At 62.7% G+C, this 19,416-nt stretch carries 15 protein-coding genes and 1 pseudogene; 4 read left to right on the top strand and 12 right to left on the bottom strand.

What is annotated here, in order from left to right; all coding sequences use genetic code 11:
* The first annotated feature begins 7 nt into the window (after window positions 1–7).
* On the top strand, window positions 8–733 hold the full coding sequence (locus HB777_08615; protein QND63963.1) for a glutathione S-transferase family protein: 726 nt from the start codon (window positions 8–10) through the stop codon (window positions 731–733).
* A 36-nt stretch (window positions 734–769) separates the two neighbouring features.
* Here HB777_08615 and HB777_08610 read toward each other — a convergent pair whose 3' ends face one another.
* The 3 genes from HB777_08610 to HB777_08600 all read right to left on the bottom strand — a co-directional run bounded on the left by HB777_08610 (window position 770) and on the right by HB777_08600 (window position 5,377).
* Complete coding sequence (locus HB777_08610) at window positions 770–3,580, bottom strand: CHAT domain-containing protein (protein QND63962.1); 2,811 nt, start codon at window positions 3,578–3,580, stop codon at window positions 770–772.
* Between the two features lie 37 nt (window positions 3,581–3,617).
* Complete coding sequence (locus tag HB777_08605) at window positions 3,618–4,904, bottom strand: FAD-dependent monooxygenase (GenBank protein ID QND63961.1); 1,287 nt, start codon at window positions 4,902–4,904, stop codon at window positions 3,618–3,620.
* 62 nt (window positions 4,905–4,966) lie between these two features.
* Window positions 4,967–5,377 carry a helix-turn-helix transcriptional regulator gene (locus HB777_08600; GenBank protein ID QND63960.1) on the bottom strand — a complete coding sequence of 137 codons (411 nt, stop codon included), beginning with the start codon at window positions 5,375–5,377 and terminating at the stop codon, window positions 4,967–4,969.
* A 135-nt stretch (window positions 5,378–5,512) separates the two neighbouring features.
* Here HB777_08600 and HB777_08595 point away from each other — a divergent pair, with 135 nt between their 5' ends.
* The gene (locus HB777_08595; GenBank protein QND63959.1) at window positions 5,513–6,406 is read left to right on the top strand and encodes an SDR family oxidoreductase; all 894 of its coding nucleotides are present in this window, start codon (window positions 5,513–5,515) and stop codon (window positions 6,404–6,406) included.
* Window positions 6,407–6,450: 44 nt separating this feature from the next.
* On the opposite strand, the gene HB777_08590 is transcribed toward HB777_08595, so the two are convergent.
* From HB777_08590 to HB777_08580, 3 genes are all read right to left on the bottom strand, one after another.
* Window positions 6,451–7,488, bottom strand: coding sequence for an aldehyde reductase (locus HB777_08590; protein ID QND63958.1), 1,038 nt, complete (start codon window positions 7,486–7,488; stop codon window positions 6,451–6,453).
* A gap of 33 nt (window positions 7,489–7,521) precedes the next feature.
* A complete protein-coding gene (locus tag HB777_08585) occupies window positions 7,522–9,441 on the bottom strand; it encodes a potassium transporter Kup (protein ID QND63957.1) in 1,920 nt (639 codons plus the stop codon).
* 103 nt (window positions 9,442–9,544) lie between these two features.
* Window positions 9,545–10,285, bottom strand: a complete 741-nt coding sequence (locus HB777_08580; protein QND63956.1) for a pyridoxine 5'-phosphate synthase — start codon at window positions 10,283–10,285, stop codon at window positions 9,545–9,547.
* A gap of 135 nt (window positions 10,286–10,420) precedes the next feature.
* Between HB777_08580 and HB777_08575 the strand changes: the two genes are divergently transcribed.
* A complete protein-coding gene (locus HB777_08575; protein ID QND63955.1) occupies window positions 10,421–10,825 on the top strand; it encodes an STAS/SEC14 domain-containing protein in 405 nt (134 codons plus the stop codon).
* Here HB777_08575 and HB777_08570 read toward each other — a convergent pair whose 3' ends face one another.
* A complete protein-coding gene (locus tag HB777_08570; protein QND63954.1) occupies window positions 10,826–11,953 on the bottom strand; it encodes an AAA family ATPase in 1,128 nt (375 codons plus the stop codon).
* Between the two features lie 433 nt (window positions 11,954–12,386).
* Between HB777_08570 and HB777_08565 the strand changes: the two genes are divergently transcribed.
* On the top strand, window positions 12,387–13,106 hold the full coding sequence (locus HB777_08565) for an alpha/beta hydrolase (protein ID QND63953.1): 720 nt from the start codon (window positions 12,387–12,389) through the stop codon (window positions 13,104–13,106).
* A 112-nt stretch (window positions 13,107–13,218) separates the two neighbouring features.
* Here the strand turns inward: HB777_08565 and HB777_08560 are convergent, their stop codons facing one another.
* From HB777_08560 to HB777_08540, 5 genes and pseudogenes are all read right to left on the bottom strand, one after another.
* Window positions 13,219–13,569, bottom strand: coding sequence for a nitrile hydratase accessory protein (locus tag HB777_08560; protein QND63952.1), 351 nt, complete (start codon window positions 13,567–13,569; stop codon window positions 13,219–13,221).
* Complete coding sequence (nthB, locus tag HB777_08555; GenBank protein ID QND63951.1) at window positions 13,556–14,215, bottom strand: nitrile hydratase subunit beta; 660 nt, start codon at window positions 14,213–14,215, stop codon at window positions 13,556–13,558. Before nthB ends, HB777_08560 begins: the two co-directional genes overlap by 14 nt.
* A complete protein-coding gene (nthA, locus tag HB777_08550) occupies window positions 14,212–14,817 on the bottom strand; it encodes a nitrile hydratase subunit alpha (protein ID QND63950.1) in 606 nt (201 codons plus the stop codon). The genes nthB and nthA overlap by 4 nt, the downstream gene beginning before the upstream one ends.
* 78 nt (window positions 14,818–14,895) lie before the next feature.
* On the bottom strand, window positions 14,896–18,057 hold the full coding sequence (locus tag HB777_08545) for an efflux RND transporter permease subunit (protein QND63949.1): 3,162 nt from the start codon (window positions 18,055–18,057) through the stop codon (window positions 14,896–14,898).
* Window positions 18,054–19,312, bottom strand: a pseudogene (locus HB777_08540) (efflux RND transporter periplasmic adaptor subunit). Before HB777_08540 ends, HB777_08545 begins: the two are co-directional and overlap by 4 nt.
* Window positions 19,313–19,416 lie beyond the last annotated feature (104 nt).

The raw sequence follows: 19,416 nt of genomic DNA, 5'->3' as shown, positions 1-19,416 counted from the left end.
AAACCCCATGAAACACAAGCTCATTCTCGTCAGCCATCATCTCTGCCCCTATGTGCAGCGCGCCGCGATTTCACTGGCCGAAAAGGGCGTGCCGTTCGAGCGCGTCGATATCGACCTCGCCAACAAGCCGGATTGGTTCAAGGCGATCTCGCCACTCGGCAAGGTGCCGCTGCTGCGCGTGCAGCGAAATGGCGAGGAAACGGTGATCTTCGAATCGGCCGTCATCCTCGAATTCCTCGAAGAGACGCAGGCCAACCCGCTCCACCCTGCCGACCCCTATGCCCGCGCCCGGCATCGCGCCTGGATCGAGTTCGGTTCGGCAACCCTCAATGCCATCGGCCGGTTCTATTCAGCCTCGGCCGAGGCCGGCTTCCTTGCCGAATCCAGCGCGCTGTCAGCCATGTTCAATCGTCTCGAAGCCCAACTGGCGGACGAGCCCGGCGGACCCTGGTTCGCCAGCAAGCACTTTTCGCTGGTCGACGCCGTTTACGGTCCGGTCTTCCGCTATCTGGACGCCTTCGACCGGATCGGTGATTTCGGCATCCTGGACGGCAAACCGCTCGTCCGCGCCTGGCGCAAGGCGTTGAGTGAACGTCCGTCGATCAAGCACGCCGTGGCGCCGGACTACCCGCAAGGCCTGCATGCCTTCCTGGAAGCGAAGGGATCGTACCTTTCGAGCCTCATTGGCCGAAGCGATCCAGTCAAACCGCTTGTACAAGCCCTATCCGCCTGAGCGGATCGATCACCAGCAAGCGTCCGCTCGCAACCGTCAGTTCTCGAACATGACGAAGGCGGCCCAGACCCTCGGGTCCTGCGCGCCGGATATCTTGCCGTCGCGGGCATCGCGACGGGCCTGGCGCAGCGCTTCCGGATAGGTCTGCCCGGCGGCAAGATACCCGTAGAAGCTGACCATGAAGGCAGCGGTTCCGGCGTCGTCCACCGGCCATAGCGCCAGCAGCGAGCGCTTCGCACCGGCGATGTTGATTGCCGTCGGCAGGCCGCGCAAACCGCCGACGAATGTCTCCTGGCCACGGGCCGTCTCGCAGGCGGACAGCACAAGCAGGTCGAGGTTCGACAGGTCCCACATCATCAGCTCCATGCCATAGAGCCGGCCGTCATCATCATCGCGCTTCATCGATTGCCGGTTTCCCGACCGCGACAGCACCACCTCGCTCTGCCACAGCGCATTGACGGCGCCAACGCCGCCCTCTTTCTCGTCGCGATAGGCGCCGTGCGTGGCCAGATGCGCAACCGTCGCCTGCTCCATGTCCTTGCGCAGCGCCCTTTCACCGGCCGCCGTTCCGGTAAGCATCTCGACCGAATATTGGTCCCCGCGCAGGATCGACGCGATCGCGTCGACCTCCTTGCGGGTGCCCGGCAGCGGCTCGGCGCCCTTTTCCGTGCCGCGCGCATAATCCAGGCCGCCGGCCAGCAAGGCCTTGCCGGTCTTGGGAAAGCTCTGATCGACGCCGGCGTTCAACAACGATTCCGGCCGCGTCAGCATGCGCACCAGGAAGCGGTCATCAAGCGACGCGCCCGTGCCGTCCTGCAGCAAGGGAAACGGCACCGAGAACAGTTTGCCGTCCGGCACCACGAAAAGCGTGTCGGCGCCGCGAAGCGACGGCTCCAGGGGTGCGATGAGACCTGCATAGAGCCCGGTGAACGTGGCGTTCAGATCGACCAAAGTCACAGCGCCACGCTCCTGCGCGGAACGGGTCGATCTAAGGTTCGCCATGCGCGTTTCATGAGCAGCCGGGATCAGTCGGCGCGGATCGCCGAGATCATAGAGGCTCGGCTGCTGATCCTTGCGCGTGACGATCGCATAGAGGCGCTCGTCTTCCAGCGGATCGGCGCTCTCGCGGTCCGCCTGCCACTTGCGGGTGATGAAATAGTCGACGAGCGCCTCGTTGGGCTTCAGCAGCGTGCCGGCGGATGGCAGCGGTTTGTCCACAGCGCTCTGTCCGAAACTATATCTGGTCGTGACTCTCGTGATCGCCTTTTCGTACGCCGCCTGAGCCTGGTCGGGCTGCATGGCACCTGGATCGTCGGCACTGTCGCCACTGGAAGCAGCCTCCTGGTAGGCCAGGGACAGCCGTATCCCGGCCTGGATCAAATGCCGTGTCTCCATGTCGTTCGGATCGATCAAACGCAACAGTCTGCGCAACTGATCCCGCTTGTCGTTTTCGAGCGTCGGCCAGCGGCGCACCGCTTCAGCGAATGCCGGCACTGCCGTTGCGTTGTTTTTTGCCAGCTGCGCATAGTCGTAGAGCATGTCATCGGCCAAGGCCCGGCTGGCTTCAGCGACGACCGGGTTGGCGGCCGTGCTCACCTGGAACCAATTCCAACGCAACATGTCGTCGTTGAGAGCCGCAAAATCGGCGGCTGCGGCCTCGGGATTCGACTTCGCCTTGAGGTTGGCCATAGCCTGCCGCGCGGCAAAGGTCAGCGGGTGCACCGAGCCGTATGTCGATCCGGCGATGCTATAGGCCCGATCGAGTTGGTTCATGCTGTTTTCGGTATCGCCCATGGCGGCGAAATGCGCGGCGAGCAGGTTGGCGATCTTGATCGCCAATATCTCGGGATAACTCGCATCGTTGGTCAGCGGCAGCAAGCGTGCGAGCGTCGGCGCGTCGAGCGGCTGTGCACCAGAGAGCGCCCTGGTGTAGAGCAGCCATGCATCGGCCTGCTCGACCAAATTGCCTTCCTGCTTGAGAACGACGGCAATGTCCCGGTCCTGCTGGAAATAGCGCAAGGCCTCGTCGTACTTGGCGAGGTCGAGATAGTCCTGAGCCGTGTTGTTGGCGCTGACCAGAACATTGAAATGATTTGGCCCGTAGTAGCCGATGCGCTTCTCAATCACGTTCAGATCATACTGCAAGGCGCGGGTTGGCGCGCCCATCTGGCGCAGCATATCGGCCAGATTGTTCTGCAGTTTCCAGGTGAAGCGATCATCCTGACCAAGCACCCGCTCCGCAATCTCCAGATTGCGCTGGTCAACATTGATCGCCGCAGCGATTTGACCGAATGCGGCGATCCCTGTCGCCAGCACATCGTTGGCATACATGAGTTCCGGGGATTCCGTGCCATGGTAATGGGCGTAAAGATTGGTTGCCGTAGCGCACATGGAAACGAAGCCCTGGTAGTCTTTCTCGGCCTGCTTCAGCATCGCGTAGTTGAGATAGAAATCGGCGCGCTTGGCGACATCCTGCTGCATCGCCCTGGTTTTCAGGCCTTCGGCAAAAATCTCCTCGGCGTTGTCGAGAATCTGGTTGTTGAGGAACGTCGCACCGGCGTTCGAGTAACTCTCGACCGTAAAATCATAGAGGTGGCTTCTGGCGGCATCGAGCAGCGCTGCCCGCAATTGCGCATAACCGTCGTCGAAGCGCCCCACCTCCATCATCAGCTTGTAAGCCGCGTCGATCCGGGCCTTCAGCGCCTCTTCACTGCCTGCTGGAGCCTGCTGACCGGCCTGGCCTGGCGTCTGGGCTTGCGCCATCGGCAAGGGCAACACCACGACCGACGTGGCCAGGACAAACGCAACGACCTGCATCAGGCCTCGCGATTTTCGGACTTTGGACATGACAGTGTTCATGCGGATCGGTCTGAGGCGAAAAACTCTAGGATGCGGTCGTATCATGACCCGGATTTTGTCCGAAATTCCACCGCGTTTCCTTAAGTCCAATCCGCTTGAACGGATCGATAACGGTTCCGGCCACCATCGAGGCAAGGAATTGCGGCGCCGGCGGGATTTTTGCCACCGTCGCCACCAGCCTGTCGCGGATGAAGGGCAAAGCCACCGAATCCGACTGGTAGAAAGGCGTGAATGCCAGCGACAGCGCCTGGAAGATGCGGACATGCCAGCGCCGCGCCTTCGCATAGGCTTCAAGGGCGGCCTCAACACTCGCCGCGCGTGCCAGCGCATGGCTGAGCGCGGCGGCGTCGAGCAGCGCCATATTGGCCCCTTGCCCGAGCTGCGGGCTGGTCGAGTGTGCCGCGTCGCCGATGATAGCCAGCCGCCGCCCAACCGGAAGCTTCATCGTATGGTGGCCATAGCGCGCCAGCGAGAGCTGGTCGAAACTGTCGATCTGGCTGGTGTACGCTTCGCTCTCGGGCCACAGCCGGACCACTCTCTCCTTCCAGGCGTCGAGACCCCGGGCGCGCACCTCGTCGGCATCCGACGGCTTCAGGCTCCAGAAGAATGCCGCCATCTTTTCAGCGCCCGGCTCCGGCCTGCCGATCGGCAGCACGCCGATCATCACGCTCGCTCTGTCGTAGCGTTGCAGCAGCGCATGCTCGTCAAAACCTTCGCCGCGCCAGCCGAGCGAGGCCCAGAACGCGCCATAGGTGAGCGGTTGTGGCTCGCCTGGAGCACTTGCGCTGCGTCGCAGTTTCGAGCGCGAACCGCTGGCGTCGACGACCAGGTCGAACGGCCCCACCCTTCGTCCGTTGCCACAGATCAGCGTCGTCCGTTCGCCCGTCTCCAGCGCCTCGACTTCAACCCCGGTCCCGATAGCGATCGCCTCGCGTTGCGCAGCGCGGAAAAGCACGCCGAACAGGGCCGCCCGGTGCACCGCCAGGCCGAAGCGGCCACCGCGTTGCGCATCGTAGCGGACATCGAGCACGGTGCGGCCGCTGCGGGCGTCGGCGCCGTGCAGGCGATCGATGCGGCTGCCCAGCGTCAGTATGTCGTCGAGCAGACCAAGATCGGCCAGGACCGTCAGCCCGGTCGGCTGCAGGATCAGCCCAGAGCCGACCGGCTTCGGCTCGTCGAAGCGCTCGAAGACGGTGACCCGATGGCCGGCACGCTTGAGATAGAGCGCCATGGCCAGCCCCGCCGGCCCGGCGCCTGCAATTGCGATGTCGTAGGAAATGCCAATGCCCCCAAAGCCGAATGGCCGGGACAATCCTTCAGCGGCCGGACGAAATCAAGTTGCGGCTCCGGGCTTTTTCCGGCTCACGGACCGGCTCACCCTTGAGCGGCATCAAAGCCGGCGCGCGCGTCGCGCACGGCGTCATGGTTGAGTTCGGCCCACAGGATCAGCTGATGCAAGGCGCCGAACATCGAATGTCCGAGATCGGTCAGGCTGTATTCGACGCTCGGCGGCTTGGTCGGGAACACTTCGCGATGCACATAGCCGTCGCGCTGCAGATCGTAGAGCGTCTGCGTCAGCATGCGCTGTGAAATGTCGGGTACCAGCCGCCGCAACTCGCCGAAGCGGTATGGCTGCTCGGCCAGCGCCATCATCAGCAGCGAGCTCCATTTGCCGCTCACCCCCTGGATGACATCACGGACCGGACAATTGGCAAAATTGCCGCCGCCGGAGATCGCCTTGTAGACCTCCATCTTCGATCTCAGATTGACGATCTTGCTGTCCACCGCTGGTTCCCTGCGTGTGCCTACCTCCCGAAAAACTGCCTTCTTTACGGCAAGAGGTCAATTCCTATTTTAGTGCTGGTCTCTTTTTGAGACTGACACTCGAACCGCGCTTCCGGCGCAACGTCAGGATCCTCCATGACCGAAACCCTTCTCGTCACCGGCGCTTCCGGCCAACTCGGCCGTAGCGTCATCAACCACCTGCTGGACTCACTCGAGGTTCCGCCCCAGCGGATCATCGCCACCACCCGCAATCCGGAAAACCTCGCCGACCTGGCGGCGCGCGGCGTCACCATCAGGACCGCCGACTTCGACGACACCGTATCGTTAGAGGCCGCATTCAAGGGCGCCGACAGGGTGCTGATCATCTCGACCGGCGAGATCGACCTGCATCACGGCAAGCGCCTGAAGCAGCACGAGAACGCGGTTGCGGCCGCGAAGAAGACCGGCGTTTCGCACCTGCTCTACACCTCGATGCCGAATCCGGAACCGGTTTCGCCGATACTGTTTGCCAATGATCACTACGGCTCAGAGCAGGCGATCAAGGCAAGCGGCATTGCCTACACCATCTTCCGCAATGGCTGGTACCAGGAGAATCTGTTCATGGCATTGCCGCAGGCCATCGCCTCGGGACACTGGTACACGTCCGCCGGCGACGGCCGCATTGCCCACGGCGCGCGCGACGACATGGCGGCCGCGATCGCCGCCGGCCTCGCTACCGCTTCAAACGAAAGCAAGACCTACACGTTGACCGGCCCGCAGGCCTATACCGTGGCCGAGATTGCCTCGCTGGTAAGTGAGGTCACCGGCAAGCCACTCAATGTCGTGCCGGTTTCGGATGAGGCCTTGACCGAAGGCGTGAAGGCGGCCGGCGTTCCCGAGGACTTCGCCCGCATCATCGTGTCGTTTGACGCCAACACGCGCGCCGGCCGCATCGCCATGGTGACGGACGCGGTCGAGACGCTTTCCGGCCGGAAGTCAAAAACGCTGAAGCAGTTCCTCGAGGCGAACAGAGCTGCCCTGGCCGGTTGAGGGCCAGCGGTGCCGGAAGCCGGGATACCCGGCTTTCGGCATCGTTATTTCGATGTCTTGAGCAGCCCGAGCCGGATCAGGCTTTCGCCGGTGGCAACCAGCGCATCCTCGCGTGATCGCGGCGCCCAGCCGAGCATGCGCACCGCCTTGGCGCTGGTGGCATTCTTGACTTTACCCAGTTCTGGCGCGAGCTGTGCGGCTTCCCCATCGAACAAGCCCACGATCCGCACCAGCCAATCGGGAAGCTGCCTGGTCGAGATGCGCGCCGCCGTATCGCCCAATCGCGTTTTCAAAGTCTGGGCGACCTCCCGCATCGTCATGAAATCGCCGGCGACGGCCAGGAACCGCTCGCCCTTGGCGGCGGGATTGGTCATGGCACGCACATGCAGGTCCGCCACGTCGCGCGCGTCGACCACGCCGAAGGACAGTCGCGGCAGCCCGGGCATCGCACCGTTCAACATACGCTGGACAAATTCGGTGGAGGTCGAATGGTCCGAGCCAAGAACCGGTCCAAATATCCCCACCGGATTGACGACCGCGAGCTCCAGCGGGCCGCCCTCGGCAATGAAATCCCAGGCGGCACGTTCGGCCAAAGTCTTCGACTTCACGTAGGCGCTGACCTTGCCGGCCGGATCGGTCCAACTCTCCTCGGTGAGCGGCTGGCCGCCCAGCGGCAGCTTGCCATAACCGATCGCGGCGAAGGATGACGTCAGGACGACGCGTTTGACGCCGGCGGCCCGCGCCGCCCGCAAAACCCGCAGCGCGCCTTCACGGGCTGGGACGATCAGATCATCCTCATGTTTCGGCACGCCAGGCGGAAACGGCGAGGCCACGTGAAGGACATAGTCGCAGCCGGCAACGGCATCCGGCCAGCCGGCATCGGCCGTCAGATCGGCGACGGCAAACGAAAGAGCCGCCCCGGGCTCGGCGCCGCCAGCCTTTAGCATAGCCAGAACATCGGCTTCACGCTTGGCTGAGCGAACGGTCGTGCGGACGCGGTAGCCGGCCTTCAGCAGTTCGAGAATGCAATGAGCGCCGAGGAAGCCGGAGCCGCCGGTAACAAGCACCAATTCGCCGCTCATGCCCGCCTCCTCAGCCGTTCATCGGCAAGAAACTCAGATGGCCACCTGCGTGCCGATCTCGACGACGCGTCCGGTCGGGATCTGGAAATACTCCGTCGCGTCGGCCGCCGTGCGCGCCAGGCCGATGAACAACCGATCCTGCCACACCGGCATGCCGGAATTGGGCGAGGCCTTGAGCGAACGCCGCGACAGGAAGAACGAGGTCGTCATGATGTCGAATTTCCAGCCCTGCTTGCGGCAGATCGCCAGCGCGCGCGGGATGTTGGGCTGTTCCATATAGCCGAAGGTCAGCGTCACCCGCATGAACAGCTCGTTGACCGTCTCCATCTTGACCCGGTCGCTGTCGGGCACCACCGGCTGCGGCGCGGTCACCACCGAAAGGATGACGTTCTGTTCATGCAGCACCTTGTAGTGCTTCAGGCTGTGCATCAGCGCGGTTGGGGCGCTCAAGGGATCGCTGGTCAGGAACACGGCGGTGCCGGACACCAGCTGCGGTTTCTTCTTCAACAGATTGCCGGCAAGGAAATCGAGCGGGATCTCGTTGCGGCGGGTCTTGTCGAACAGATAGCGGCTGCCGCGCACCCAGGTCCACATGGCCAGCACGATGGTGAAGGCCACGGCCAGCGATGCCCAGCCGCCCTCGAACACCTTGACGATGTTGGAGGCAAAGAAGCCGACGTCGATGAAGCCGAACAGCGCCGTCAGCGAGACCGCCAGCCACAGCTGCCATTTCCAGATGCGCGTCATGACGACATAGAGCAGCACCGTCGTCACCAGCATGTTGCCGGTCACCGAGATGCCGTAGGCCGACGCCAGCCTGCTGGACTCGCCGAAGCCGACCACCAGCATCATCACCACCAGCGCCAACAGGAGATTGACGCGCGGCATGTAGATCTGGCCGGACTGTTTCTCCGACGTGTGCAGGATTTCGAGGCGCGGCAGCATGTTGAGCTGCACCGCCTGCCTGGTCAGCGAGAAGGCGCCTGATATCACCGCCTGGCTGGCGATGACCGTGGCAGCCGTTGCCAGCACGACCATCGGGATCAGCGTCCAGCCTTCGTTCATCTCGAAGAACGGATGGCCGACGACGCCGTTCTTGGCCAGCACGAAGGCGCCCTGCCCGGCATAATTGAGCAGCAGGCAGGGAAACACGATCGCCAGCCAGGCCAGCACGATCGGCTTGCGGCCGAAATGGCCGAGATCGGCATAAAGTGCTTCTGCGCCGGTGACGGCGAGGAAGATGGCGCCGATGGTCACGAAAGCGACGTCGGGCGAATTGATCAGGAAGGCGACGATGTAGTGCGGGCTCACCGCCCACAGGATTTCGGGATCGGCGATGATGTGGTTGAGACCGGAGAGGCCAATGGCCAGGAACCATACCGCAGTCACCGGGCCGAACACCAATCCCACCCCGCCCGTGCCAAAGCGCTGCACCGCGAACACCATGGCCAGGATGACCAGCGTCAGCGGCACGACATAGGGCTGGAAGGTCGGCGTGACGACGTTCATGCCCTCAACCGCCGACAGCACCGAAATCGCCGGCGTGATGACGGCGTCACCGAAGAACAGCGATGCCCCGACGATGCCGATACCGAGCATCAGCGCCGAGCGCTTCGGGAAACTGCCGCGCGCCAGCGCCATCAGCGACAGCACGCCGCCCTCGCCGCGGTTGTCGGCGCGCAGCACGAACATGATATATTTGATGGTGACGATGATCGTCAGCGACCAGATGATCAGAGACAGCACGCCGAGAATATCGCCGCGCTGGGCGACATTGCCGCCCGACGACGCCACCAGCGCCTCGCGAAAGGCGTAGATCGGACTGGTGCCGATATCCCCATAGACCACACCGAGCGCGCCTAGCATCAGAACCTTGGTGCTGTGCTGTTCGACTTCCGAATGGCTCGATTGTTCGACGGGTTCTGCCTCACTACCAGTATTGGTAAGGGCCATGGACGACACTCCGATAAGCGCGCGGTGCTCTACGCTTGCTGCGATGCAATATCAAGTGCCGTTGCGTGATGACTGCCATGCCTGCCACGCGAGGCTGCCATCGCTACCACCCGCAGGCCTTGAGGAACCTACCCACCGTGCCGGCCATGCCATACTCCAACGCGTCGGCTGTCAACCCATGTCCGATCGACACTTCGGCCAATGCCGGAATGCGCTTGGCAAGCGCCGGCAGATTGCTGACCACCAGATCGTGCCCGGCATTGACCTGAAGCCCGGCGGCAAGCGCGGCGTCAGCGGTTTTTCCCAATCTTTCCAGCTCCTTGGCCGCTTTGGCGGAATCGGAATGATAGCTGCCGTAGGGACCTGTGTAGAGCTCGATGCGGTCGGCGCCAGTGTCGCGTGCGGCCGCCACGCAATCGGGGTCCGGATCGGAAAACAGCGACACGCGAAAGCCTCCCTTCTTCAGACGCCTGACGATCGGAGTGAGGAACGCGGCGTGGGTCGCGAAGTTCCAGCCATGGTCCGATGTCGCCTGGGCCGGATCGTCCGGCACCAGCGTCACCTGTTCGGGCTGGTGCTTTTCCACAAGCAACAGGAAATCCTCGGTCGGATAGCCCTCGATGTTGAATTCCGCGCGCGGAAACTCGTCGTCGATCAGCGACCGTATCGCGGGCAGATCGGAGCGTCTCGTATGCCGCTCGTCGGGGCGTGGATGCACCGTCAACCCATGCGCCCCGGCCGCAAGCGCAATGCGGCCGAGACCGATGACATCAGGCCACGGCAGGTCGCGCCGATTGCGCAGCATGGCGACGGCGTTGAGGTTGACGGAGAGCTTTGCGGGCATGCGGGCGGCCTCGGAGATCGTTCGACGTGCCCACCTATAATGCCTTTGGCGGGAACAGTAATGCCTTTGGTGGGAACAGACTGGGGGTTTCGGGTGTTCCAAGCCTGATGAACATGTCCGGGAAAGGAACCGCCCATGAATTTCCTCGATTCCGTGCCGGCGATCCGTCGTATCGAGACCAGCCGTGACGACCTTTTCGCCATCGACATCGTCGGGCACGTCTCCGCGGCCGACGGCGAAAACCTTTTCGGGCTGATGGAGGCTGCCTATGCCCTTCACCTGCGCATCGATGTGCTGGTGCGCCTCGTCGACCATGATGGCGTCGACTGGACCCATATCGCGGACGAGACCCTGAAGCAGGGCGCCATCCATGCTTTGGAACATGTCGGCCATTGCGCAACGATCGGCGAACCGGACTGGATAGCGGATGCACAACGCTTCCTGCCGCCCTCACCGCCCATCGAATTCAGGCATTTCAAGGCCGACGAGGAAGCCGCGGCATGGCAATGGCTCGGCGCTCAGCCGACGGAAGAGCGATAGCTACCTGACGATCGTCAGCCGCTCGGCCGCCCGCGTAATGGCGGTGTAGAGCCAACGCTGGCGGGTTTCCTTGAAGGCCCAGCTTTCATCGAACAGCACGATCTCGTTCCATTGCGAGCCCTGCGCCTTGTGCACGGTCAGTGCGTAGCCATAGTCGAAATCGTCGAAACGCTTTTTCTGCTGCCAGGGGATGTCGGCATCGGGATCCTCGAAGGCCGCCTTGAGCAGTTTGATCTTGGCGACGCCGCGGTCCGGATCGTCCTCTTCCGGCGACACCAGAAGGTTGATGCCGGGCTTCACCGTTTCGCGCGACGAGGTCATCACCTTCCACAGCGAGCCGTTGAGCAGCCCTTTGGCAGGATCGTTGCGCAGGCAGACCAGCTTGTCGCCGGCCTGCGGATAGTCGGCATTGAAGCCTTTGAGCTCGCGCAGCCGCTGATTGTAGCGGCGTCGCGTACGGTTGGTGCCGACCAGCACCTGGTCCGCTTTCAGCACCAGCTCCTGGGTGACGTCTTCCTTGCCGATCACCTGCGCCGTGCCATAGTCGCCACGCATGAATTCGCGGCCCTCGCGCACGTCGAGCGCCAGCCGCAGGATCGGGTTGTCGCGCGCCTGCCGGTGGATTTCGGTCAGCAAAAAATCCGGCTCGTGATCGGTGAAGAAGCCGCCGCCCGAGATCGGCGGCAACTGACCGGGATCGCCGAGCACCAGGATCGGCGTGCCGAAACTCATCAGGTCGCGGCCGAGTTGCTCGTCGACCATCGAGCATTCGTCGATGACGACCAGTTTGGCCCGCGTGATCGGGCTCTGCCGGTTGAGCGAGAAGGTCGGCGACATCGACGTCTTGCCGGTGACCTCGTCCGCAACCGATTCTTCGCCCTTCGGCCGATAGATCAGCGAATGGATGGTGCGCGCATTGACCGCGCCCTTGGAGCGCAGCACTTGCGCCGCCTTGCCGGTGAAGGCGGCGAACTGCACCTGGCCGTCGACATGTTCGGCGAAATAACGCGCCAGCGTCGTCTTGCCGGTGCCGGCATAGCCGAACAGCCGGAACAGCTGCGGCTTGCCGGTCTTGAGCCATTGGGCGACCGCCTTCAGCGCGTCGTCCTGTTGGGGAGAGAATTCCATCAGCGCGAGAGACCGGATTCGCAAGGGAAAGACAAGACAGCCGCCACCACCATCGATGTGTCGGACGCCTCAGCGCCGCCGACGGGTCAGGCTATCAGGCACAAACAAGAACGTAAAGAGAACAAAAGAGCGACTGGGCCTCAGTTTGAATTTCAGCTCCAGGTGGGAAGCCGCCTCTCAACCTGTCGCAAAAGTCGGTCGCGAAAGGCCGACTTGCACACCTGACTTTTCCGACAGTCACCAGATTAATAGTTTCTTAAATACGAATCCAACTCGTAAAACTTTATCTTTCCTACCGCCTGAAGACGACGCTAATAACTCGCTGTTTTGAGAATAAATATCCGGGTTAACGATAGCATTCAAGGCGCAAGAGCGCCAACACAAGCCTCCGAAAGGGACTACTTTGCAAAATTTCGTCTTCAGAAATTCCATCATGCATCTGCTGATAGTAGTTACATTGTTCAGTTCGCATAATATCCTTCACGCTCAAGAGAATTACAAATCCATAGAGTTGTTCGATAGCATCCGACATCGTGCGATTCCAGTGGCTCTCTATGTCTCCGCAACCAGCAAAGATGCGAAGGCGCTAGTAATTATTTCTCATGGCTATGAGGGAAAGAACACGGCTTACTCATTTATCGCAAATGACCTTGCCGCCAAGGGATATGTTGTGGCATCAATACAACAGGAGCTCCCCGGTGACCCTCCTCTTGCGACGGATGGCGTCTTAACGGTTACTCGGAAATCCAACTGGCAAAATGGCGTCGATAATATCCGCTTCGTGATTGAAGCATTGCAGCGGCAAGGCATTGCTACGAAAGGCAAGGGCTCGATTGTCATCGGCCACTCAAATGGTGGTGATTTGTCGATGCTTTTTGCCATGGAGTACCCTGAACTTACCTCCGCCGTCTTGTCATTGGACAACCGTCGCATGCCACTTCCACGGACAGCAAAACCTCGTGTCTGCTCCATACGTTCGAGTGATCAGCAGCCAGATGAGGGCGTTCTCCCGGACACGAAGCAGCAGCTTGATCTCCAAATGGTCATCGGCAGTGTCCCAGGCCTTGAACACAATCAGATGTGGGATGGAGCCACCGAAGAGCAAAAATCCAAGATGCTTGCTTTGATTGCTGAATGCTTGAAGGGCAATTAGTGCGCTGACCAGCATTTTTGCGACAAGGCTAAAGGTCCGCACGGGTCGCGAGCCGAAATCCAAACTGAGAGACGACCAACAAACGAGACTACCGCGACCGGTCTGGCCGAAACTACCTACCCGGTCGGCCGGGATCGTTCTCCAGCAGGACCGGCTTGCCGTGTGGGGTGGCGTGCGCGGCGCGCTCCCAGGATTCCGCCATGGCGTCGACGTCCGACCTCGCGGCCAGTCCTTTCGAGGCCAGCAGGCTTTCCAGCGCCGCCAGCCAATGTTCGTAATAGTCATGGCCGTCAGCCGCGGCGCCTGGCTTCTTCACTTCGGTCGATAGCGCCTGCGCCCATTCGCTCCACGAAAACAGGCCCTTGTCGTGCAGCGCAACCGTCATGGCGAAGGCTTCGGCCTGCCATGGCTCGGCAAACACCGGTTCGTCGAAACCCGCCGGCAGTTCTTCACGCCGGCTCAAGATAGCTCTCCCAGGCGTCGATCGACACGGTCAGCGTCGGGTCGGCGCCCTCGCCCCAGATTTCCGATCCTTCGAAAACCACGGTGTAGACCCATTGCGGGTTTTCGCCGTGCCCATGCGCATTGCTGTCCGGAAAGACAAAGCCATCGCGCACGGCCTCGATTTTTCCGTGCTTGCCGCGTGCGTAGCGTGGCAGCCGCGTGTGGCCGGTCGGGTTGAAGTTCCTGGTCCGCACGGGGTCGCCGGCCTTGAACCGCGCCGGCGTGGCAACCGGCCGGTCGCAAGGTCCGCCCTTGGCCAGCACCGCCGGCACGTTTTCCGCCTTCAGCACCCTTTTGGGTGTCGCGGCCGGATCGACCGCCGTGCCTGCCTTGAGATCCTGCGCCGTGATGAACCCATGGCGCTTGAGCAGCATCTCCAGCGCCTTGATCCAGATCTGATAATAGCTCGACGCATAATAGTCGGCCGGATGCAGCGATTCCCGCGCATGCCGGCTCTCGTCGATGTTCCAGGCGCCCATGGAGCCGGCAGTCAGCGTCACGCCGAGCGCCCGCCTTTCCCATGCGGCATGAAAATACGGCTCGTCTTTTTCCGGCGCGACGGGGCCGAATCCCATTTGTCCGCCAAGATCATGCGGCCCGTTCATGCCGGCTGTCTCGCCAGGCCGGTGCCGATCATCGCATCGCGGCTCACCAACTCGGCCAGCCGCTCCTCGCTCCAGCCCTCGGTGCCCTCGGGCCGCATCGGCACGACGAGATAGCGCAGTTCCGCGGTCGAATCCCAGACGCGTATTTTTGTCCCAGCCGGCAGCGTCAGCCCAAATTCTTCCAGAACGCCCCGCGGATCGATCACGGCGCGCGAACGATAGGGCGGCGCCTTGTACCAGACCGGCGGCAGGCCGAGCACCGACCACGGATAGCAGGAGCACAGCGTGCAGACGACGAGATTGTGCGTATCCTGCGTGTTGAACACCGCCTGCATGTGCTCGCCCTGGCGACCGGTGTAATCAAGCGATTCGATCGCCGCCGTCGCGTCGCGCTTCAGCCAGTCGGCGTAGGCTGGATCGCTCCAGGCTTTCGCCACCACCCTGGCGCCGTTGCGCGGGCCGATTTTCGTCTCGTACGTATCGACGATGACGTCGATCGCGGCCGGATCGATCAACCCCTTCTGGGTGAGGATGGTTTCCAATGCGCGCACGCGGGCGGCAAACGGATCGAATTCGTTGTCGTGGTCATGATCGTGTGACATCGCGGCAAATTACGTTTCCGGTGATGTCACCGCAAGCGCAACGCCTTGGGCCAGCGGCACATGGCGCTGGCCCTGTCTCTATTCGGCGGCCGCCCGCTGCGGTTCGGGCAGCATGTCTTCCCTGGGCTTGAACAGCGAGGGCTGGTCGACATCTTCGACCGGGCTCGGCTCGCCCTTGCGCTTCGACCAAAGCCCGACCAGCCAGCCCGAGAAATTCTCCATGTAGACGTAGATCACCGGCGTCACGAACAGGGTCAACGCCTGCGAGGCAAGCAGACCGCCGACGACGGCAACGCCCAGTGGCTGGCGCAGCTCGGCGCTGGCGCCGGTGCCGAGCGCGATCGGAAACGTGCCCATCAGTGCCGCCAGCGTCGTCATCATGATCGGCCTGAACCGCATCAGGCACGCCTTGTGGATCGACTCCTTGGCGGACATGCCTTCTCGTCGCAGTTCGAGCGCGACGTCGACCATCATGATGCCGTTCTTCTTGACGATGCCGATCAGCATCAGGATGCCGATCACCGCGATGACAGACAGGTCCATACCCGCGAAGCGCAAGGCAACGACCGCTCCGAGCACAGCCGACGGCAGGCCGGTGAGGATTGTGAGCGGGTGGATGAAGCTCTCGTACAGGATGCCGAGCACGATGTAGATAGTCAGGATCGCACCGCCGACCAGAAGACCCTGGTTGGCCAGCGAATCCTGGAAGGTCTTGGCCGTGCCGGCAAAGGTGGTCGAGATCGCCGTCGGCATGCCAATCTGCTCTTTGAGCGCGTTGATGCGCGTTACGCTGTCGCCGAGCGCTACGCCCTGCGGCAAATTGTAGGAGATGGTCACGGCCGGAAGCTGGCCGAGCTGGTTGACCGTCAGGGCGCCGGCCGTGCGGTCGACCCGGGCGAAAGCGCCAAGCGGAACCAGACTGCCGCTCGCCGTCCTCATCTGGATGGCCAGCATCCGCTCGGGCGACCACTCGATCTTGGGATCGAGCTCGGTGATGACTTCGTAGCTGTCAGCCGAACCGAAGATCGTCGAAACCTGGTCGGTGCCGAACCCGCCATAGAGGGCGGAGCGCAGCGTGTCGGTGTCGATTCCGAGCTGGGCTGCCTTGTCGCGATCCACCACCAGCGTCGCCTGCAGCGCATTGTTCTGCAGGTCGCTGGTGACATCGGTGAAGTTCGTATGGTCGGCCGCCATCGCGTCATTCAGTTTCTGCGCCCAGATATCGGTCAGGCCGGTATCGAGGCCCTGAACCACCAGCTGATAGGCGCTGGCCGACGACCGCGACCCGAGCCTCAAATTCTGCACCGGCTGCATGTAGGTCTCGATGCCCGCCACGCCGGCCAGTTGCTTGCGCAGGTCCGCAAGCACCTTCTCGATATCGGGGCGCTGGTCCTTGCCCTTGAGCTGGACGAAGAGCTGCCCCTGGTTGAGCGCGTTGTTGCCGCTGCCCGCCGACCACGCCACATGGTCGACATAGGGCGAATGCGAGAAGACGCTGGCGACCTGCCCTTGCAGCTTGGACATGGCGTCGAACGAGATGTCCTGGCGCGCGATGGTGGTCACCGATATCTGGCCGATGTCCTCCTGCGGGAAGAAGCCCTTCGGCGAGATCTGGATCAGCCACACCGACGCTGCAGCGGTGCCGACGAAGACGAGGAACACCAGGAAGGTGTGCCGCAGGCAGAAACTCAGGACCCGGTCGTAGCCGCGTGTGACAAGGTCATGCTTGTGGCCGGGGCCATGCTTGTCGCGATCGGCCTTGGTCACCGACAGCAGCCGCGAGCACAGCATCGGCGTCAGCGTCAGCGACACGAACATCGACGCCAGGATGGCGACGGTCACCACGACGGCGAACTCGTTGAAGATGCGCCCAATGACGCCGCCCATCAGCAGCACCGGGATGAACACCGCCACCAGCGAGATCGAGATCGAGATGATGGTGAAGCCGATTTCGCGTGCGCCCTTCAGCGACGCATCGAAGGCCGACAGCCCATCCTCCTCCATATGGCGGAAGATGTTTTCCAGCATGACGATGGCGTCGTCGACGACGAGGCCGACGGCGAGCGTGAGGCCCATCAGCGAGATGTTGTCGATGGAAAAGCCAAACAGGAACATTGCGCCGAGCGTGGCGATCAGCGAGATCGGCACCGCCACGGCCGGGATGATGGTCGCCGTCACCCGACGCAGGAACACGAAGATCACCATGATCACCAAGGCAATGGTGAGCAGCAGCGTGAACTGCACGTCGCTGACGGCCTGGCGGATAGAGGCCGAACGGTCGTTGAGCAGCTTGATCTGTGCAGCGGCCGGCATCTGGTCCTGGAAGGACGGCAGCATCGCCTTCACCTTGTCGACGACGTCGACGGTGTTGGCGTCGGGCTGGCGCTGCACGGCCATGATGATCGCGCGGGTGCCATCGTACCAACTTGCCGTCGTCGTGGTTTGCACCGAATCGACGACGCGGGTCACCTCGCCCAGCCGTACCGGGTGACCGTTCTTGGTGGCGATGATGATGTTGGAGAAGCCGGCCGCGTCGGTCAGTTGCGTGTTGGCGGTGATGGTGAGCTGCTGCTTGTCGTTCTGCAGTACGCCGAGCGGCGTGTTGCTGTTGGCCGAGGCAACCGCCGCCTGTAGCTGATCGATCGAGATGCCGCGCGCGGCAAGCGCGGTCGGGTCGATCTGGATGCGCACCGCGTATTTCTGCTGGCCGAAGATCGAAACCTGCGCCACCCCGTCGATGGTCGACAACGACGGCGAGATGACGTTTTCCGCGAACGCATCGAGATCGGTCAGCGGAACCGTGTCGCTGACCAGCGACATCAAAAGGATCGGCGCGTCGGCCGGATTGACCTTGCGATAGCTCGGCGGCGCCGTCATCTGCGGCGGCAGCGATTTCTGCGTGCGCGCGATCGCCGCCTGCACGTCGGCCGCGGCTGCGTCGATGTCGCGGTTGAGCACGAACTGGATGGCGATCGAGGTCTGGCCAAGCGAGTTGGTGGTCGAGATCGAATCGATGCCGGCAATGGTCGCGAACTGCTTGATCAGCGGCGTCGCCACCGATGTCGCCATGGTTTCCGGCGAGGCGCCGGGCAGCGAGGCCGAGACGTTGACCACAGGGAATTCGGCGCTGGGCAGTGCCGCCACCGGCAGGAACTTGTAGGCAAACAGCCCGCCCAGCACGAGGGCGAACGACATCAGAAGGGTAGCGACGGGCCTGCGAATGCAGAATTCGGAGATCATTGTGCCGCCTCGCCGGCGTTGGTCGCCTCGGCCACCTTGGGCGCGGCAGCACTCGCCGTGGCCTTGCCTTCATGCACGGCGGCGCCGTCCTTCAGCCTTGTCTGGCCTTCGGTGACCACCTTCTCACCGCTTTTCAGCCCCTGGCTGATGGCGCTGTTCTCGCCTTCGGTCAGCGCCACCTGCACCGGCCGCATCTCGACGGTGTTGTCCGGCTTGACCACATAGACGAATGGCCCCTTCTGGCTGGGCTGCACCGCGACCGTCGGAACCGATGTCATCTGCGGCATGATGCCGGCGTCGAGCACGACATTCACATACTGGCCCGGCCATAGCGAAAGGTCGGCATTGGGAATGCTTGCCCGCGTGGCAATCGTGCCCGACGCGGTGTCGACGCTGGAATCGACGAAATCGAGCGTGCCCTTGCCGATCGGTGTCGGGTCGCCGTCCTTGGTCAGCGTCACTGCCCCTTGCTGCGGATTTGCAAGTGCCTTGTGCAGCAGCGCCAGATTGCTTTCCGGCAGATTGAAGTTGACCTGCAGCGGGTCCATCTGGGTGATGGTGACAAGCGGCGTCGCCGTGCTGCTGTTGCCATTGCTGGTGGTGACGAGATCGCCGACGGCGACGCTGACCGCGCCCAGCCTGCCGGAAATCGGCGCCGTGATGGTGGCAAAGCCAAGCTGGACATTGTCGGCGTCGATTGTCGCCTTGTCGGCATCGACAGTCGCCGCGGCAGCCTTCGCCGCAGCGACGGCCTGATCGTAGGTCTGCTGCGTGCCGGCCTGCTTGGCGACCAGATCCTTGGCGCGCTGGAGGTCGGACTGGGAGCTGGCGAGCATCGCCTGGTCCTTGGCGAGCGTCGCCTGATCCTTGGCAAGCTGCGCCTTCAGCGCCCGGTCATCGAGCGAAAACAGAACGTCGCCAACCCTGACCATCTGCCCGTCCTTGACGTCGATCGAGACGATCTGGCTGGACACACGCGCATTGATGCTGACAACGGCTGGAGAGGAGACGAAGCCAATCGCGTAACGCCGGATCGGGAAATCGGCGGTCGAGGCGACGGCCGAGAGGATGGAGGCCGAGCGCGCCGCGCTGGAGTCTTTTTGGCGGAAGCCGCTGCCGGTTTGTCCGATGCAGCCACCTGCTTTGCGCCAACCAGTTGTTGAACCTTGCCCAGCGCATCAGGCGAAAGATAAAGCCACCCCGCCGCGCCCAGGCAAGCGACGGCAAGCAGCGAAAGAACGACTTTTCCACGCATGGTCAAAGGCCCTCTCCACCCGACACGTCGTGGTCCGATGGATCTATTCTAGCGCAAATCACGGCCCTTTGCCGCGATTTCGCCGAATAGATAGGACACGCCTT

This window comes from Mesorhizobium loti (assembly GCA_014189435.1).
In the GTDB taxonomy this organism is placed as follows: domain Bacteria; phylum Pseudomonadota; class Alphaproteobacteria; order Rhizobiales; family Rhizobiaceae; genus Mesorhizobium; species Mesorhizobium loti_G.
The sequence above is the reverse complement of the archived record's forward strand: the minus strand, read 5'-3'. Positions and strand labels throughout refer to the sequence as shown.

Excerpts from the sequence above, each read along its gene's own strand:
- nthB (QND63951.1), bottom strand. The coding sequence starts at position 14,215 with ATGAACGGGCCGCATGATCTTGGCGGACAAATGGGATTCGGCCCCGTC.
- HB777_08545 (QND63949.1), bottom strand. The coding sequence starts at position 18,057 with ATGATCTCCGAATTCTGCATTCGCAGGCCCGTCGCTACCCTTCTGATG.
- HB777_08595 (QND63959.1), top strand. The coding sequence starts at position 5,513 with ATGACCGAAACCCTTCTCGTCACCGGCGCTTCCGGCCAACTCGGCCGT.
- HB777_08585 (QND63957.1), bottom strand. The coding sequence starts at position 9,441 with ATGGCCCTTACCAATACTGGTAGTGAGGCAGAACCCGTCGAACAATCG.
- HB777_08615 (QND63963.1), top strand. The coding sequence starts at position 8 with ATGAAACACAAGCTCATTCTCGTCAGCCATCATCTCTGCCCCTATGTG.
- HB777_08575 (QND63955.1), top strand. The coding sequence starts at position 10,421 with ATGAATTTCCTCGATTCCGTGCCGGCGATCCGTCGTATCGAGACCAGC.
- HB777_08570 (QND63954.1), bottom strand. The coding sequence starts at position 11,953 with ATGGAATTCTCTCCCCAACAGGACGACGCGCTGAAGGCGGTCGCCCAA.
- nthA (QND63950.1), bottom strand. The coding sequence starts at position 14,817 with ATGTCACACGATCATGACCACGACAACGAATTCGATCCGTTTGCCGCC.
- HB777_08580 (QND63956.1), bottom strand. The coding sequence starts at position 10,285 with ATGCCCGCAAAGCTCTCCGTCAACCTCAACGCCGTCGCCATGCTGCGC.
- HB777_08610 (QND63962.1), bottom strand. The coding sequence starts at position 3,580 with ATGTCCAAAGTCCGAAAATCGCGAGGCCTGATGCAGGTCGTTGCGTTT.
- HB777_08565 (QND63953.1), top strand. The coding sequence starts at position 12,387 with ATGCATCTGCTGATAGTAGTTACATTGTTCAGTTCGCATAATATCCTT.
- HB777_08590 (QND63958.1), bottom strand. The coding sequence starts at position 7,488 with ATGAGCGGCGAATTGGTGCTTGTTACCGGCGGCTCCGGCTTCCTCGGC.